14 protein-coding genes and 1 pseudogene are annotated in these 16,510 nt (G+C 64.6%); 5 read left to right on the forward strand and 10 right to left on the reverse strand.

Translation table 11 applies throughout. The annotated features are described in order from the left end of the window. Positions 1-770: pseudogene (locus IHE49_RS17845) on the reverse strand (IS3 family transposase); the annotation flags it as partial. A gap of 322 nt (positions 771-1,092) precedes the next feature. Here IHE49_RS17845 and IHE49_RS17850 point away from each other — a divergent pair. The 3 genes from IHE49_RS17850 (at position 1,093) to IHE49_RS17860 (ending at position 4,250) form a co-directional block, all read left to right on the forward strand. Continuing rightward, the gene (locus IHE49_RS17850; RefSeq protein ID WP_192160553.1) at positions 1,093-1,455 is read left to right on the forward strand and encodes a PadR family transcriptional regulator; all 363 of its coding nucleotides are present in this window, start codon (positions 1,093-1,095) and stop codon (positions 1,453-1,455) included. Next, positions 1,455-2,384, forward strand: coding sequence for a sensor domain-containing protein (locus IHE49_RS17855; protein ID WP_192160477.1), 930 nt, complete (start codon positions 1,455-1,457; stop codon positions 2,382-2,384). Before IHE49_RS17850 ends, IHE49_RS17855 begins: the two co-directional genes overlap by 1 nt. A gap of 63 nt (positions 2,385-2,447) precedes the next feature. Next, positions 2,448-4,250 (forward strand): amidohydrolase, encoded by a 1,803-nt coding sequence (locus tag IHE49_RS17860; protein WP_192160479.1) that lies wholly within the window; start codon positions 2,448-2,450, stop codon positions 4,248-4,250. A gap of 36 nt (positions 4,251-4,286) precedes the next feature. On the opposite strand, the gene IHE49_RS17865 is transcribed toward IHE49_RS17860, so the two are convergent. From IHE49_RS17865 to IHE49_RS17895, 7 genes are all read right to left on the reverse strand, one after another. Next, complete coding sequence (locus IHE49_RS17865) at positions 4,287-5,366, reverse strand: hypothetical protein (RefSeq protein ID WP_192160481.1); 1,080 nt, start codon at positions 5,364-5,366, stop codon at positions 4,287-4,289. Positions 5,367-5,479: 113 nt separating this feature from the next. Next, positions 5,480-5,641, reverse strand: a complete 162-nt coding sequence (locus IHE49_RS17870) for a hypothetical protein (protein WP_192160483.1) — start codon at positions 5,639-5,641, stop codon at positions 5,480-5,482. A gap of 354 nt (positions 5,642-5,995) precedes the next feature. Continuing rightward, entirely contained in the window at positions 5,996-6,646 is a 651-nt protein-coding gene (locus IHE49_RS17875) for a DUF6348 family protein (RefSeq protein WP_192160485.1), read from the reverse strand. 2 nt (positions 6,647-6,648) lie between these two features. After that, positions 6,649-7,167: a M48 family metallopeptidase gene (locus IHE49_RS17880; RefSeq protein ID WP_192160487.1), complete on the reverse strand. Its 519-nt coding sequence runs from the start codon at positions 7,165-7,167 to the stop codon at positions 6,649-6,651. Between the two features lie 65 nt (positions 7,168-7,232). Further along, a complete protein-coding gene (locus tag IHE49_RS17885; RefSeq protein ID WP_192160489.1) occupies positions 7,233-8,777 on the reverse strand; it encodes a DUF1800 domain-containing protein in 1,545 nt (514 codons plus the stop codon). Positions 8,778-8,871: 94 nt separating this feature from the next. Next, a complete protein-coding gene (locus IHE49_RS17890; protein WP_192160491.1) occupies positions 8,872-10,074 on the reverse strand; it encodes a DUF1501 domain-containing protein in 1,203 nt (400 codons plus the stop codon). A 129-nt stretch (positions 10,075-10,203) separates the two neighbouring features. Beyond that, positions 10,204-11,781 (reverse strand): DUF1800 domain-containing protein, encoded by a 1,578-nt coding sequence (locus tag IHE49_RS17895; protein WP_225578552.1) that lies wholly within the window; start codon positions 11,779-11,781, stop codon positions 10,204-10,206. A gap of 168 nt (positions 11,782-11,949) precedes the next feature. Between IHE49_RS17895 and IHE49_RS17900 the strand changes: the two genes are divergently transcribed. Together IHE49_RS17900 and IHE49_RS17905 are read left to right on the forward strand one after the other, a co-directional pair. Continuing rightward, a complete protein-coding gene (locus IHE49_RS17900; RefSeq protein WP_192160493.1) occupies positions 11,950-12,558 on the forward strand; it encodes a class I SAM-dependent methyltransferase in 609 nt (202 codons plus the stop codon). 97 nt (positions 12,559-12,655) lie between these two features. Beyond that, complete coding sequence (locus tag IHE49_RS17905) at positions 12,656-14,365, forward strand: aspartyl protease family protein (protein WP_225578553.1); 1,710 nt, start codon at positions 12,656-12,658, stop codon at positions 14,363-14,365. Between the two features lie 112 nt (positions 14,366-14,477). On the opposite strand, the gene IHE49_RS17910 is transcribed toward IHE49_RS17905, so the two are convergent. Beyond that, a complete protein-coding gene (locus IHE49_RS17910) occupies positions 14,478-14,891 on the reverse strand; it encodes a DUF3052 family protein (protein ID WP_192160495.1) in 414 nt (137 codons plus the stop codon). 138 nt (positions 14,892-15,029) lie between these two features. Next, complete coding sequence (locus IHE49_RS17915; protein WP_225578554.1) at positions 15,030-16,382, reverse strand: carbohydrate porin; 1,353 nt, start codon at positions 16,380-16,382, stop codon at positions 15,030-15,032. Positions 16,383-16,510 lie beyond the last annotated feature (128 nt).

Below are 16,510 nucleotides of genomic sequence, written 5' to 3' on the forward strand. Positions count from 1 at the left end.
AGTGAGCGCCAGGCGATCCAGCACGCGCGTGACGCCCGTGCCGGAGATCGCTCGTTCGACCTCGATGACGACGGCCTCGTGAGTGGCGTCGTCAACGACCGTCAGGCACTTGATGACGCGACCCTCGGCCGTGCGATCGAATACGAAGTCCATCGACCATACCTCGTTGGGGGCCACGGGCCGGAACAAGGGTTGCCGCTCACCTGCGGGCACCTTCTTGCGTTTGCGCCGACGCACCTGCAGCTTCGCGTCCTGATACAGCCGCTCCACGCGCTTGTAATTCACGAGCATCCCTTCTTGCCTAAGCTTGAGGTAGATCATCCCGACGCCGTGGCGCTTGTGTCGCTGCGCCAAGGCCAGGATCCGCTGTCGAAGTTCCACATTGCGGTCCGCGCGCGGCGCGTAACGCAGGGCACTGGCACTCATGCGCAGCACCGTCAACGCGCGGCGCTCGCTGAGTCCTTGGCTCGTCATCTCCCGCACCAGCAACCGTCGCGCCGGTGCGGTCACCACTTTTTTCGCAATGCCTCGCGGGTGATCTCGTTCTCCAGCATTGACTCGGCCAGGAGCTTCTTCAGCCGGGCGTTCTCCGCCTCCAACTCCTTAAGCCGTTTGGCCTCAGGCACCGTCATGCCGCCGAACTTGCTGCGCCACAGGTAGTACGAGGCTTCGCTGAAGCCGTGCTTGCGGCACAGCTCCTTGATCGGCAGGCCGGCGTCCGCCTCGCGCAGGAAGCCGATGATCTGTTCTTCGAAAAAGCGCTTCTTCACGTCCAATCTCCTTCGGCTGGGGGATTGGACTCCAAACGGCCGTGCTACTCAAAACCGGGGGGACGTCGGCCTTAGCCTACGAGAAAATGAAGCCTCCAGGTGGACTTCGGGCGATGCGCGTACGAGTGTCGGATTCAGGCGACTGAGGATCCAAACACCAAAGTTTGTGGGCTGCCGGTTCCCCAAAGTTTGCGTTTGATCCACAAACATTGGAGTTCTGTCCAACCCTGCCAGTAGCGCTGACTATGACTTCCGGCGCATGTACTAGTACGAAGTCAACACTATGCTTCCCTTCAAGCTATGCAGCAGGGCGGGCAAGCACGTGGACGAGATCGACGGCCAACTGAAGAAGTTCCAGAAGGAGCTTTCCGCCGGCACGGTGTCGCTGGTGTTGCTGGCCGTGCTGGGACAGTCGCGCCAGCCGCTGTACGGCTACCAGATCGCCAAGCGGCTGGAGCAGGCGGGCGAGGGCGTGCTGGCCGGCAAGCAGAGCGCGCTGTACCCGGTGCTGCGCAACCTAGAGGGCGCGGGCCTGCTGGACAGCGAAGTGGAGCCCTCGGTAAGCGGGCCGCCGCGCCGCTATTACCGCATCACGAAATTCGGCCGCGAGGTGTTGCGCGCGTGGATTGCCGCGTGGAACGCCAGCCGCGACTCTGTCGACAAGGTTCTGCAAGGGGAAGTGTGATGACCAAGCCACGCACCATCAACGAATACCTCGAACAACTGCGCGTCGCCTTGCGCGGTGCCGATCCCGCGCTAATCCAGGATGCGCTGTACGACGCCGAGGAGCACCTGCGCGCCGAACTCTACGAGCGCCCTGGCCGCGACGAGGTTGCCATGCTCGAGCACGTGGTGGAGAGCTACGGTGCGCCCGAGGAAGTGGCCGAGATCTACCGCGACCAGGAAATCAAGATCCAGCGCGCGATCCGCCCGCCGCCGCCGCCCAAGCGGCGCTCGGTTGCCGGCCGCTTCTTCGGCGTGATTGCCGATCCGCGCGCGTGGGGCGCCTTGTTCTATCTGCTGTTCGGACTGGTCACCGGCATCGCGTACTTCACCTGGGTGGTCGCCGGCCTTTCGATGTCGGCAGGCTTCTCGGTGCTCATCATCGGCCTGCCGTTTATCGTGCTGTTCTTCGGCAGCGTGCGCGGGCTCGCATTGCTGGAAGGGCGCCTGGTGGAAACCATGCTGGGCGTGCGCATGCCGCGCCGGCCGCCGTATCCGCCGAAGGACATGACGCTGTTCCAGCGCATCGGCGCGATGTTCACCGACCCGCGCAGCTGGAGCTCGATGCTGTACGCGCTGCTGCTGCTGCCGCTGGGCATCTTCTACTTCACGCTGATCGTGACCTGGCTCACCGTCTCGCTGGCTTTCGCTACCGCACCCGTGCTGAAGCTGATCGCCGTGCACGAGCAATGGGACATGGGTACCTGCAGCGGCCTGGCGGAATCGACTTGCCGCGGCATCGATTGGTTGAGCGGTTGGGGCGGCGCGGGCGTGCTGTGCGTGCTGGGCGTCTTGCTGTTCTTCACGCTGCTGCATGTGGTGCGCGGGCTCGGCCACCTGCATGGCGCCTTGGCCAAGGGGCTTCTGGTACGCGGTGTGGAGCGCGGTTGACCCCGCAAGGCGGTGTTCCTACGCTGGACCGGCGCAGCTGTGCGCGGTCAATGGGGAGAAACCATGCGCTTCCGTCGAACCGGGCTTGCGGCCCTCTTGCTGGCCTCGCTCGCGGCTGCCGCGGCGGATGCGCCGATCAAGGGCTTTCCGCCCGTGCTGCCCGCTGTCGACCTCGTGCTGCGCGACGCCAGCATAGCCACGCTCGATCCGCTGCAGCCCACCGCACAGGCCTTGGCGGTGAAGGACGGCAAGATCGCCGCGCTGGGCAGCGACGCCGACATCGCGCGCTACATCGGCCCGAACACCAAGGTGCTTGACCTGCATGGCGCCTTCGTCGCGCCCGGCTTCATCGAGGGCCACGGTCATCTGCTGGACACCGGCGATTCGCTGACGCAGCTCAATGCTGGCACCGCGCCGAACTGGGATGCTGTCGTGGCAATGGTGAAGGCCGCGGTGGCCAAGGCCAAGCCGGGCGAATGGATCGTCGGCCAGGGCTGGCAGCAAAGCAAATGGGACAAGGTGCCGCAGCCCAACATCGACGGTCTGCCGTTGCCGGCCAGCCTCGACGCGATCTCGCCGAACAACCCCGTGCTGCTCGCGCACACCAGCGGCCATGCGATCTACGCCAACGCCATGGCGCTGAAGCTCGCCGGCATCGGCCACGACACGCCCGACCCCGTCGGCGGCAGCATCGTGCGCGACGCCCAGGGCAACGCCATCGGCGCGCTGCGCGACACCGCGGGCGACGCGGTGTACGCCGCCTACAACCGTTACCTTGCCGGCCTGCCGCCGCAGGAACTGGCCGCGCGCAAGGAGCAGTCGCTGAAGCTCGCCATGCAGAACGAGGTGAGCAAGGGCATCACCGGCTTCGTCGACATGGGCGAGGACTTCCAGACGATAGACTGGCTCAAGCAGGAGGCGGCCAAGGGCTTCCCGCTGCGGCTGTACGTCAACGTCGGCGTACTGGACGTCGCCAGCCTCGACAAAAACCTCGCCAAGTACCGCACGATAGGTTTCGCGGACGACCACTTCACCGTGCGCGGCGTGGGCGAGGACGTTTCCGACGGCGCGCTGGGCACGCACAGCGCCTGGTTCCTGCAGCCGTACGACGATGCGCCGGGCGTTACCGGCAAGAACGTCACGCCAATGGCCACGCTCGAACAGATCGCAAGGATCGCCGCGCGCGACGGTTTTCAGGTGTCGATCCACGCGATCGGCGACCGCGCCAACCGCGAACTGCTCGACATGTACCAGAAAATCTTCAGCGAAGACCCGACTGCGCACGCGCTGCGCTGGCGTATCGAACACGCGCAGCATCTGGCGCCGTCCGACATCCCGCGCTTCGCGCAGCTCGGTGTGATCGCCTCGATGCAGTCCATCCATGCGTGTTCGGATGCGCCCTACGTGGTGCCGCACTTGGGCGAGCAGCGCGCGAAGGAGGGCGCCTACGTGTGGCATACGCTGATCGAGAGCGGCGCGATGGTGCTGGACGGCAGCGACACGCCGGTGGAGGACACCAATCCCATCGCTGGCTTCTACTGTGCGGTGACGCGCGACAACGGCCGCGGCCAGCGCTTCTTTCCCGCCCAAGACAAGATGCGCATGCAGGCGCTGCGCTCCTACACCTGGAACAACGCCTACGCGCTGTTCGAGGACCACCAGCTTGGCTCACTCAGCCCCGGCAAACTCGCCGACCTAGTGGTGTTCTCCGGCAACCTGCTGACCATCCCCGACGACCAGATCCTGCGCACTCGGGTGCTGTACACGGTGGTGGGCGGCAAGGTGGTGTATCAGCGCAAGGGTGCCGAGGCGTGGCGCAGCGGGCAGCTGTTCAAGGCCATGCCGGAGTTCGATCATGTGAATTGAGCGGCGGTGGATCTGGCGTACTTGGGCTCGAACTGCTCAGGATTCGATGGCGATCTGGTGCCCTACGTTGCGCGGCACGCTGCCGATCTCGCGGTATTCGTCACCAGCTAGATAATCGCTCAACTTCAGGTCGACGCAATCGTTCAGACTGTAGTCAACCTTGCCTGCACTAAGCATCGCGGCCATGGCGCGCAGTATCGTGATGTCCGGGATGACCTCCTCGACGAACAGGAACTGGCCAGCTTGGTTGACCTCCAGGAAATAGATATCGCCGTTGCGATCCACGACCAAGTCAATGCAGCCGAATACGATGCCCAGCCGTTTCATGGTCTCGCGCAATTTGGCTTCAAGCCAGGCATCGACCTCGAATAACTCGGTATGCATATCCTCGTCGTCGTAGTGCGCGCGCCAGTCAAAATAAGCGTCGCCGGATGCCTTCCTTAGCTTGATAGCGAATAGTTTGCATCCGATCATCGTGACCCGAACATCGAAGGCCTTGTCGATGTAGCGCTGGTAAATGCCGGGACTCATCGCGATGGCCGGCTCCGGCAGTTCGCTGGTGGCGTCCAGGGGAACCACGCTCATTCGATAGGTGAGACCCTTGCTGGAGCTTTGCCAGTTTTGCGGATAGAAAGTCTTGAAGACGATCTTTCCCCAGCGCCGGATAAGTGCGGCCACATCGGGCGCATGGTTACCGATGACGGTGTCGGGAATCCGCAGACCCGACGCGCGCGCGGCCTGCAACTGGACGAGCTTGCTTTCAGCCTGCTCGGCGGCACGTGGACGGTTTACCCACAAGGCGGGCAGGAGCTGGTCCGCGGCATCGAACACGCTCCGTTGCAGGCACTTCCATTGGCCTTCGATGAAAGCGCGATCAGCCTCTTGGCACAGGCCTGCTTCGGGAAATGCCGGGCGGCGATACCATACGGAGCGGATGTTCGCGCCATCGATAGCGTCGATTGTCGTGTGATCTTCCGTTCCGCCCAGGAGAATCGAAAAACGGGTGTCGCCATCAACGCGTAACGATGGATTGAATCGGTACGGCACACCATTGCGCCGTAATGCCCATGCAAGTGCCGAGGCGTGCGGGTCGTACGCCTGCGAAAGAATGAACACGGATGCTTCCACACAGTCTCCCATGCCCGGATCATGAGAAGCCGCCAGGGCGAACCGTGGCGGCTTCCTGGTTACAAACGGAAATATCGATTGGGTTGCTTGACCGGGAACAATCAGCCGCCGAAGAAGCCATCTGGCCAATCATTAATGACCTGCCCGGATGGCAGTGAGCGGAGCACGCCGTTTTCCGCCATCAACTCGATGCTCTCGGTGGGGGCTTCAATGGCCATCATGCGTGCAAAGGGGCGGATGCTTTCTACTTGATCGTTCTGCATGAGTATTACCTCTCTGTAGTCGCTGTTATGGCGAGCGGCCATCGCGCTTCCTGCTGGCGCAGAAACCATGCGTACAAAGACACGTCGTAGAGCTTATGTCTGCTTTCCGAGGCAGCAATACTTAATCTCTCTGATGATGGTTTCGATGGTGTGAAGAATTTGTATGCGCGTTGCACCTCACGACATCGGCCACCACGGCAAGGGGCTTGAGTCGTTGTGAAAAGGGCTCTCCTGTGCGAGGCGAAGCCGCCAGAAACGCTGGGGGAGAATCATGCGGAACCTGACAGCCAGTGCAGTTCGGACGTCAGAGCTTCGCGCTGCAGTGCCGACTCGCTGGCCGCCGGAGCTGCTCATTCAGTAATCGCACACGTCCAGCAGCATGAGGCCGTGGACGCTGTAGTCGCCGTGCGGAGACCACGCCAAGGTGGCCAGCGCCTTGCTCTCCGCCGTCCACAGCTCATTTCCGAGCAGGACTTCGCAGCGCGCTTCGCCTTCGGTCGTCTTGCGGCACACCAGCCGTAGCCAATGCAGCTCGGGAGTCAATGCCTCGCGCTGCAGCGCGGATTCGATGACTGCCGGTACCTGTTCCAGCACCTCGAGGTCGGTGATGCCCGCGCCGTGCGGAGTGAACGGGCCGGCGAGCACGTTCCAGGTGCGCACGCCAATCTCCCATGCCGTGTACGTCAGCTTGCGCTCGTCGGTGACGTACCAGCACACGGTCAGCAGCGGGTGCAGCGCGCATTGCCCGAACGCGCGCAAGGTGGTCATGCAGGCGTCCGCGCCGCTGCCGTGGCCTGCGAAGCTTTCCTCGATGCAGCGTTCTTCGCTCAGCACGACGTCGATGTCAAGGTGGCCGGGTTCGTTGGCCGTGCCGGCGTCCCATTGGGCGCGCACGGAGGGGAAGTCGCCGTCGGTGGTGAGCCAGCCGTCCTCGTCGGTGTCGAGTTTCACGCCGTTTCGCTCGAACAGCCGCAACAGGTGTTTCTGCAGTGCCACGCCATCCATCGTTATTCCCGGTGGTCGGTGTCGTTAGGCGCAGGCAGCTCGCGCCAGGTGAGGTACAGGCGCAGGTCGAATTCCCGCTGGTGGTAGTCCGGCTGCATGTACTCGCACAACTGGTAGAACGCCTTGTTGTGCTCGGTTTCCTTCAGGTGCGCCAGTTCGTGCACCACGATCATCTGCAGGAACTCCGGGGCGGCAGCCTTGAACAGGCTGGCCACGCGGATCTCCTTTTTCGCCTTGAGCCGCGTGCCCTGCACGCGCGCGATCGCGGTGTGCAGGCCCAGCGCCCGTTGCACCACGTCGAGCTTGCTGTCGTACAGCACCTTGTCGATGCCTGGCGCGGTCTTCAGGTGCTGCTGTTTCAGCGCGGCCACGTAGGCGTACAGCGCCTTGTCGCTCTGCACGTCATGGCGATCCGGGTAGCGCGTAGCCAGGTGTTCGCCGAGGCGCTGCTGCGCGATCAGATGACGCACCTTGTCCTGCAGGGCCGGCGGATACGCCTGGAGATACTTGAGCGGGGTCATCGACGCATTCTCGCATTGCGCGGCGCGCAGGCATCGGGTGAACGCCGTCACTCCGATGCGAAACCTCATCGGTAATTGAAGTCCGGCGAAGCCAGCAGAAAAGTATTCCACTCCTGCTGCGAATTCGCCTTGGCCAGCGCATCGCGCGTGACCGCGGACAGGTGCGGCTCGATGGCGTCGTAGTACAGCCGCGTGGTCAGCATGGGAAAGCCGGCCTGCCGCGTCTTGCTGCCGGGCGGCGTGAACAGCTGGGTGTTGCCGTTGCCGATCGCGGCGGCGATGTCGAAGCGGGTGGAGAGCTGGCCCGAACCGGTCCAGCTGGCGCCATCCAGCGGCCAGCCATCCGGCGTGATGCGGCCGTACAACGGTTCTCCCAGCTGGTCCAGCCAGTACACCAGCGGCAGGGCGTTGGCGATGGGTTTGCCGTCGTAGGCCAGGCGCACCGAGGACATCACGAAGCGCGTGGGGTCCATGAATTGCCTGCCGCTGGTCAACAGTTCACGCGAGTCGAGCAGTGTGTGCAGCACGGCGGCGATGTCACCGCCGGTCTGGCGGAAGGTTTGTGCCATGCGGGCCACCAGCGCGGGCGGCGGATTGTCGGCCACGAAGTACTGCGCCAGCTGACGCGAAATGAACTGTGCGCAGGCCGGCTGGCGCACGATGATGTCCACCGCCTGCTTCACCTCGTCGAAGCCGCGCCCCTTGATGCGCTGGCCGAGGAAGACCTTGTCGCTGAAGTCGTGCCGGTTCGGGTTGAACTGGAACAGGCCGTGTTGCACCACCAGCGGCGCTGCCTTCGCGTCGAAGTGTTGCGGTTTGCCGTCCATCGGCGCGATGCCCACGCCGGTGAGGATCAACGCCAGCTGCTGCACGTCCTGCTGGGTGTAGCCCGAGCCCACGCCCAGCGTGTGCAGTTCCATCAGTTCGCGCGCGTAGTTCTCGTTGACGTGGCCCTTGGCGTTCTGCGCGTTGTCGAGGAACTCCAGCATTGCCGGGCTTTCCAGCGTGGCCATCACCAGATCTCTGAACTTGCCCAGCGCGTGCGCGCGGATCACTTCCTGCTGGTAATCGGCCAACTCCCAGCGGATGCGGCCCTTGGGCGCATACACGCTGAAGTGGTTGAGCCAGAACCACACCAGTTGTTCCTTGAGCTGGTTCGGCCCGTATACCGCCTGCAGCAGCTCGGCCTGCCGCGCCTGCTGCATCAGCTCGTTGCCGTGTTGTTGCCACGCCTTGTTTGCGGCGTCTTTCTCCGGTCCCGCGGGCAGTGCCTTGGCCTGCTGCTGTGCGTTGTACAGGTCGCCTAGCAATTGGGGCATCGATGTGTTCGTTGCCTCGAAGCCGTGGATCGCCTCCGCGATCTGCGGTGGCAACGAGCCCGGCACGCGGTCGGCCAGCTGTGCATTGAGCAGGCCTTCGCGGCCAAGCTTCCGATAGCGCGCCACGTCCGCGCTGTCCACGCCGAAGCCGTCGCGGCGCAGCCAGGTGAGGTCGTTGCCGTTGAATACGCCATGCGCTGTCGGCGCTCCGGCCTGCGTAGGCTGGCTGGCGCAGGCGGCGAGCAGCAGGGTCGCGGTCGTGAGCAGGGAGACAAGTGCGCGGCAATGCATGGCGGCTATCCGTGCGGTGGTGTAGGAGCGCACCTTGTGCGCGATTGCTTTTGCCTTGACCGAAGCTTAAGGCAATGGCGCACAGAGGGCGCCCCTACACAAGCCGCAGATCCTTCGGTCTGGCCTGCGGAAACACCGCCTGCAGCTGGTTGCCGTTCAAACCCCACAGCCGCGCGAACATGCCGCCCAGCACGTCGCGGTAATCGTTGAGCACCTGGTAGTCGCGGTTCTGCAGCAGGTTGGTCTGGGTTACCGCGAGCTGTTCGCCGGCGATGCGACCGCCGGCCACCTTGCCGCCCAGCACCCAGTGTACGGTGCCGTGGCCGTGGTCGGTGCCATGGTCGCCGTTCTCGCGGAAGGTGCGGCCAAATTCGGAGAGCACCACCACGGTGGTGTCGTTCCATGCATCGCCCATCGCATCGGCGTAGGCGGCGAGGCCTTCGCCAAGGTTCTTCAGATTGTTGGCGAGGCCGCCCTTGGTATTGCCCTGGTTGACGTGGGTGTCCCAGCCGCCGATATCGACGAAGCCGAGACGGTACTGGTCGCGCATCAGGGTGGCGATGCGGCGCGTCTCCGCGGCGAAGTTGTGCGCGCTGGGTGCGCCGCGGCTGGCCGCCACCATCTCGTTGCGCAGGTCGTCGGACACGGTCTTGGGCAGGGCGAGGCCGTCGGCGCTGGCCTGCGCCAGCGCGGTGCCCTTGTACATGCCGGCCAGGATGGCCGATTGCCGATCGTCGAAATGCGCCTTGGGATCGCCCTTCAACGAGATGTTGGGAATGTCGCGGCCCGCGCCCTGGAAGCTCAGCGGCAGGTTGTTGGTGAAGGCGATGGCCGGGGTGTCGTTGTTGAGCACGCCGGAGAGCCGCGCGAGGAAGCCGGAGCGGTAGTTGGCCACCGGGCCGAGCGGCTCGCCGCGTTCGATATGGTCCTGTGTCTCGAAGTGGCTGCGCGAGAGGTCGTTGGTGCCGGCGAAGGGGATGAAGGCGAGCTGCTTCTTCTGCCACAGCGGGTAAAGCGAATCGCGCACCACCGGGCTCAACGCCCAGTTGGCGTCCAGCGGCAGCGCGCTGTCCGGATTGTTCGTGTCGGGCTTGGCGATGGCCAGCGTGGGGCGCGATTCGTAGTAGAAGTCGCTGCCGCAGGGCACCAGCAGGTTGTTGCAGTCGTAGCCGCCGCGCAGGAACACCAGCAGGAAGCGTGGCGTGCCTGCCGGAGCCGCGAACAGCCGGCTGGAGAACGACAGCGTGGACGCGGCGGCGGCGCCGGCGGCGGCAAGCAGGAATTCGCGGCGGTTCATAGCAGATACCTCGACGGTGGCGTGGCACGATTCGTCATTCCGGCGAAGGCTGGAATCCAGCGCCTTGCGACTTGGCCTGAAGTCGCTGGGCCCCGGCTTTCGCCGGGATGACGGTCAAAAATCAGGACATCAGCGATAGTTGAAGTCGGGCGAGGACAGCAGGAAGGTGTTCCATTCCGTGGGCGACTTCGCCTTGGCGAGTGCGTCGCGGGTGGCGTCGGAAAGCGTGGGCGCGATGGCGTCACGATACAGCGCCGAGCCTTGCAGATCGGGAGCGTCGTGCGCCGCGGATTTGGCGTCGCCATCGACAAACAGCCGGTTGCGTCCGCTGCCGATCACCCGCGCGAAGTCGAAGCGCTTGCTCAACTGGCCCGAACCGGTCCAGCTTGCCGAATCCAGCGGCCAGCCATCCGGCGTGATGCGGCCGTACAGCGGCTCGTCCATCTGCCGCAGCCAGTTTTGCAGCGGCGCGGCGTTCGGAATGGGTTGGCCGTCATAGGCCAGCCGCATCGACGAAACGACAAAGCGCATCGGATCCTTGAACTTGCGGCCGTCCACGGCGGCGGCCTCCTTCGACAGCATCATGGTGCGCATCACCGCGGCAATGTCGCCATCGGTATTCCGGAACGTGCGCGCCATCGCGTCCACCAGCGCGGCCGGAGGCTCGTCGGCGATGAAGTACTCGGCGAGCTGGCGCGAGACGAATTGCGCGCAGGCGGGCTGGCGCACGATTAGGTCCACCGCCTGTGCGATCTCGGCGTAGCCGCTGCCTGGGATGGTCTGGCCGAGGAAGGTCTTGTCGCCGTCGTCGTGCTTGGCCGGGTTGAACAGGAACAGGCCATCGCGCACGACGCCGGGGCGCGCCAGCCCGAAGCGGCCGAGGCGTTGCGCCACCTTCGGCGGAGCGATGCCGGCGCCGGTAAGCACGCGCATCAGTTGCTGCACGTCGGCCTGCGTATAACCCGAGCCTACGCCCAGCGTATGCAGCTCCATCAGCTCGCGGGCGTAGTTCTCGTTGGTCTTGCCCTTGACGTTCTGCGCGTTGTCGAGGAACACCAGCATGGCCGGGCTGGTCAGCGTGGCCATCACCAGGTCCTTGAACTTGCCCAATGCGTGCGGGCGGATCGCCTGTTCCTCGTAGTTCGCGGCGAACACGCGCACCGCACCCTTGTTCGCGTACACGCTGAAGTGGTTGAGCCAGAACCACACCAGCTGTTCCTTGAGCTGGTCGCCGCCATACACCGCATGCAGCAGCTCGGCCTGCGCGGCCTGTTGCTCAAGGTCGCGGCGATACTGTTGCAGCGCTTTCTTAGCCGCGTCTTTTCCGGGGCCGGCGGGCATGTCCTTGAAACGTCGCTGGCTGTCGCGGAAATCCGCCAGCAGGTCGGGCAGCGGCGTGTTCACCACCGACAGCGCGTTGATCTGCGCGGCGACCTGCGGCGGCAGCGTGTCGTCGGTGCCGGCCAGCTGTTCATCGAGGAAACGCGTGCGGCCGAGCTGTCGGTAGCTCGCCAGGGTGGCGCTGTCCAGGCCGAAACCATCGCGACGCAGCCAGGCGATGTCGGCGAGCGAAAGCCCATCCACCTGGGCCGTCACCGTGGCGGGGGCCATGCGTTGAGGCGCGGCCTGGCCTGCGCAGACCAGCACGGGCAGGCAACCGAGCAGCAGGCCAAGTGCATGGCGGCGACGTATCGGTGCGGCGGGCATGCGTCCATTCTCCGGCGAAGGGGTCGGACGGGTTCAACGTCGAAGGGGCCCCGGAAGATGACCGCCGTGTCGCGATGCACGGCACGGATTCGCTGGCGATTCATGTTTCGCATCAACTTGCGTCCGGGTGGTGGCGGTTACCATGCACCGTCCTGCCGGAGCCATGCGATGCCCAAGACCTACGACCGCGCCTATTTCGACAAGTGGTACCGCGACCCCGCGCATGCGGTGGGCTCGGCCGCCGAACTCCGGCGCAAGGTGGCGATGGTGGTGGCGCAGGCGGAGTACTACCTCGGTCGGCCGCTGCGCAACGTGCTCGACGTGGGCTGTGGCGAAGCCACCTGGCGCGCGCCGCTGCGCGCCCTGCGGCCCGGCATCGACTACCGCGGGCTGGATGCCAGCGAGTACGTGGTGGCGCGCTACGGCCGCAGCCGCAACATCGGCCTGGCGCGTTTCGGCCAGCTCGAACACCTGCGCTTTGACACCCGCTTCGACCTGATCGTGTGCACCGACGTGCTGCATTACCTCAAGCCTGCGGAAATCCGCGCCGGTCTCGCCGGCATCGTCGAGATGCTGGAAGGCATCGCCTTCCTCGAACTGTTCACTAGCCGCGACGATGTGGATGGTGACCATCACGGTTTCGTATCGCGGGCGCCGGGCTGGTATCTGCGCGCATTCGGCAATGCCGGGTTGTTGCCGTGCGGCTCGCATTGCTACCTGGGGCCGCGATTGGAACGGCGCATCGCGGCGTTGGAGCGGGCGCAGATGCCGGCGTAGTTGCATTGCGATCCGCGCACAATCCGGCGCGACTCGGCCGAACCACAAGGGGGGGAACATGCTTCGGAAAGCGCACGTTCTGTTTTTAGGCATTGCCATGTTGCTGCAAGGCCGTGCGTTTGCGGGTACTTGCCAAGTGGCCGACTACGGCGCATTGCCGGTGGAGATGGTGGGGAATCGGGCTACCACCGAGGTGTCGATCAACGGCCAGAACACGCGCCTGTTCCTCGATACCGGCGCGTGGTTCAACACCATGTCGCGGGCCAACGCGGCTGACCTGAAGTTGCGCACGTCGATGCTGCCCTTCGGCATGCGCGGCTCAGGCATCGGCGGCACCTTCAGCGAGGAACTGGCGCGTATCAAGGACTTCAGCATGCTTGGTGCCACGCTGCACAACGTCGAGTTTCTGGTCGGCGGCTCGGACACCGGTTCGGGCCTCATCGGCGCCAATTTCCTCGACGTGGTCGATCTCGACATCGACCTTGCGCACGGCAAATTGCATTTGATGAAGCCCAACGGCTGCGGCGCGATGGCAATGGCCTACTGGGTCACGGACGGCAACTTCCGCATGGCGGATTTGCTGCCCTCCAGAAACGAGCGTGATCGCCGCAGCTTCGTCAATGTTGTCATCAACGGCAAGAAGATTCGTGCCTTGCTCGACAGTGGTGCCGAGACGACGATGATGACGCGTGAAGCAGCGGAGCGCGTGGGCATCGACCTGTCCGCACCCGACGTGAAAGCTTCCGGGCACATGAGTGGCTTGGGCGCGAAAACCTTCCAGAGCTGGCTGGTGCCCATCGACAGCTATTCCATCGGCACCGAAACCATCAGCCACAGCAAGGTGCTGGTGATGGATGGCAACATCGGCTTTGGCAACGATGCGCCCGACATGCTGCTTGGCGTGGATTTTTTCCTTGCGCATCACATCTACGTCGCCAACAGCCAGGGCCGGATTTACTTCACCTACAACGGCGGGCGCGTGTTCTCGCTGGGGCAGGCCCCCAGTGGCACGGATACCGTAGCGGCGAGTGCCGCGGACGCGCCCAAGACAGCGGACGATTACGCGCTGCGTGGGCAAGCCGATCTCTCACGCGGTGAAACGGCAGCGGCGCTGGATGATTTGAACAAGGCCATCAGCATGGGGCCGGCCAAGGCGGACTGGTATGCCACGCGTGGGCGCGTGCATCTGGCGATGAAGCAGCCGGATGCTGCGATGGACGACCTCGATCAAGCCATCAAGCTCGATCCGAATGACGTCGGAAATCTTCTGCAGCGTGCGAGGCTGAAACTGACCCGCAAGGACAAGGCTGGTGCGGAGAGCGACGTGGCAGCAGCGCAGAATCTGGCGCAGCCGGGGTCGCAGCAGTCCCGCGTGATCGCGCAGTTCTACTACACGACCGGCCAGCCCGCCGAGGCGTTGCCTCTGCTCGATGAATGGATTCGCCTGCACGGCAACGATCACGGCCTGGGTGTCGCGCTCAACGAACGCTGCCGCGCGCGCGCCTTGGCCAATGTGCTGCCCGACAAGGCGCTGAAGGATTGCCGCAAGGCGATCAGTCTCGACGGCGCCACTCCAGCCTATCTCGAAAGCATGGGGCTGGCGCAGTTGCGGATGCAGGACTATGCCGATGCCATCACCAGTTTCCAGCAGGTGGTGTCGCAGCAGCCGCACTGGGCATGGGCGCGTTATGGCCTGGGTCTGGCGAGGATACGCAGCGGGCAGCCCGACGCGGGTAATGCCGATCTTGCTGCGGCCAAGGCGATCAACTCGCAGATCGCCGCGAAGTTCGAGAAGTACGGCATTTGAGCGTACGGACCGCTTTTCTCTGTCATGTCGTGGATGCGCTGGCGCGTACAAGCGTGCGTCCAGCGTGCGGCTGACGGAGAGCTTGCCGCAGCCGGACGCATCGGCGACGCACTCATCGTCGCTCTTTGCGCACGACGAGCTTGAGCCCGGACCATGTCTCCGTGACCGCGCAAACCTTGACGTCGACAAGGTCGAGCGGGAAGGCCAGTTCACGGATCGTGTCTTCGGTCACCGTGGTGGGAACCTTGGAGGCCTTCTTGGGCCAGGACACCCAGATCGTTGCGTGGGGAGCGAGCTTTTGGCGCAGGGCGATCAACTGCCTTGCAAGGTCGGCTTTTTGCGTTGCGAAGACGTGTGCCACTTGGGTCAGCGGACCCGGGCGATGTTCGAATTCGACGCCATTGGGCAAGGGTGCGAGTAGCTCGACGTAATTGTCTGGCGCACCGATCGCACAGACGCGGCTTCCGGGCTTTATGCCTAGTTTCTGCGCCAATGGTGTCCCGGAGTAGCCAGGGCTGGATGGCATGGGAGCGGCTTGGCCGTCGATCGAGCCCCGGTTCGGGCGGTACGCGGCATGCTGGGCGTACCGGTCTACCTGGTCAAGCGGTTTGCCGGTATGTGTTTTCGGAGCATCGAGGGCGACGAGGAACGGCCTCGGCGCAACTCAAAACTCCACATGCGCCCGCACCCCGGCAAACGCCGCCGGCCCGCGATCTCGGTTATAGCCGGGGTTGCGGATCCACTGGAAATCCGGGCTGAGCGTGAGGTGCGCGAAGGGCACGTAGCTGTAGTACAGCTCGGTGATTTCCTCGTGCACGTAATTCAGCGCGCCGTCGCCGAGCACGAAACCGCTGCCACCCATTTCAAGGTATTCGCGGTGCAGGGGTGACAGCGCATTGAGCGCGAAGCCGATGCCGATGTGATCGTCGCCGCGGCCCCAGTGCACGCCGGAAAGCTGGAAGCCGCCGTTGACCGTGCGATCCACTTCGGTGAACACGAAGGATTCGGTGTGGCCGTCGTTCCAGCCGGCGCGCATGAACAGGCCCGTCTCTCCGCCATCTGCCAGCGGCAGCTCACCGTTGGCGACGAAGCCGAATTTGTGCCGGCCAGGGGCGTCGGTGGCTTGCACGTCCGGCACTTCACCGGTGGCGATAGCCTGCGCAATGGCTTCGCTGTAGCTCCCCATGCGCGCGATGTTGCGGAAAGCCAGCAGGCGCAGCACCCAGCCACCCGGTTGCGGATGAAGACTCAGTTGCAACTGTTCGCCGCGTGCGTGGGAGAGATCGCTCTCCAGCCGCGGGCCGTTGGCCTGGTACGGCATGCGATAGACACCGTAGCGCAAGGTCCACGCCGGATTGACCCAGGCCAGCATCAGGCCTTCGGTGTAGCCGCGCGTGTCGGCGGCGAAATCCCACGGCGTGGCGTTGAACAGATCCCAGTTCATGAACTGGGTGCGCGTGCCGTTGGCGTAGCGGTTGGTGTCGAAGTCGTCGTTCACCGCCATCTTGCCTAGCTTGGCCACCAGGCGCTGCGTGGTTTGCGTGCTGGGCAGGTGATCCTGGCTGCGCTCCACGGGTTCGCTCTCGCCGCCCAGCGGCAGCGACCACTGCAGGTAACGGCGCGCCACGTAGGCATGGTTGCTCAGTCCGGCCACGCCGGCGCGTATCACGTCGCCGTTGGTCAGGCCGCCCAGTCCGGTTGCACCGCTGACGCCGCCGCCGCGAAACATTTCCACGTCGAAGTAGAAAGCCAGATGCCAGGGCAGCGCCACGCCGAAATAGGCGCCGAAGGTATCCGAGCGCCTGGTATCGCCTTGCGGTCGCAGGCTCAGCGGACCGGAGTAGGGCGAATGCACGCGACCCTGGTGCTGGTCGACGAAGGTGTATTGCGCGCCCAGCCACTGCGGCACGAACAACGGTGCGGAGGATGGCGCGTCGTCGGCGCACGCATTGCCCGCCAGCGCGAGGGCGCCGGCGAGCAGGATGCAAGGTGTTCGTCGCTTGCGAGAGCCTCGCAAAGCTTTCGTCCCCCCAGCGAAAGCCGGGGTCCGGTGACTTTGACTCCTTGAGTACGACGGCGCTGGATGACTCGCTGCGCCCGCCTCGCCGGGACCAGCCTTCGGCTGTTCAACGCGCGCACAACGCG

The sequence above is a fragment of the Rhodanobacter sp. 7MK24 genome (assembly GCF_014842995.1).
In the GTDB taxonomy this organism is placed as follows: Bacteria; Pseudomonadota; Gammaproteobacteria; order Xanthomonadales; family Rhodanobacteraceae; genus Rhodanobacter_A.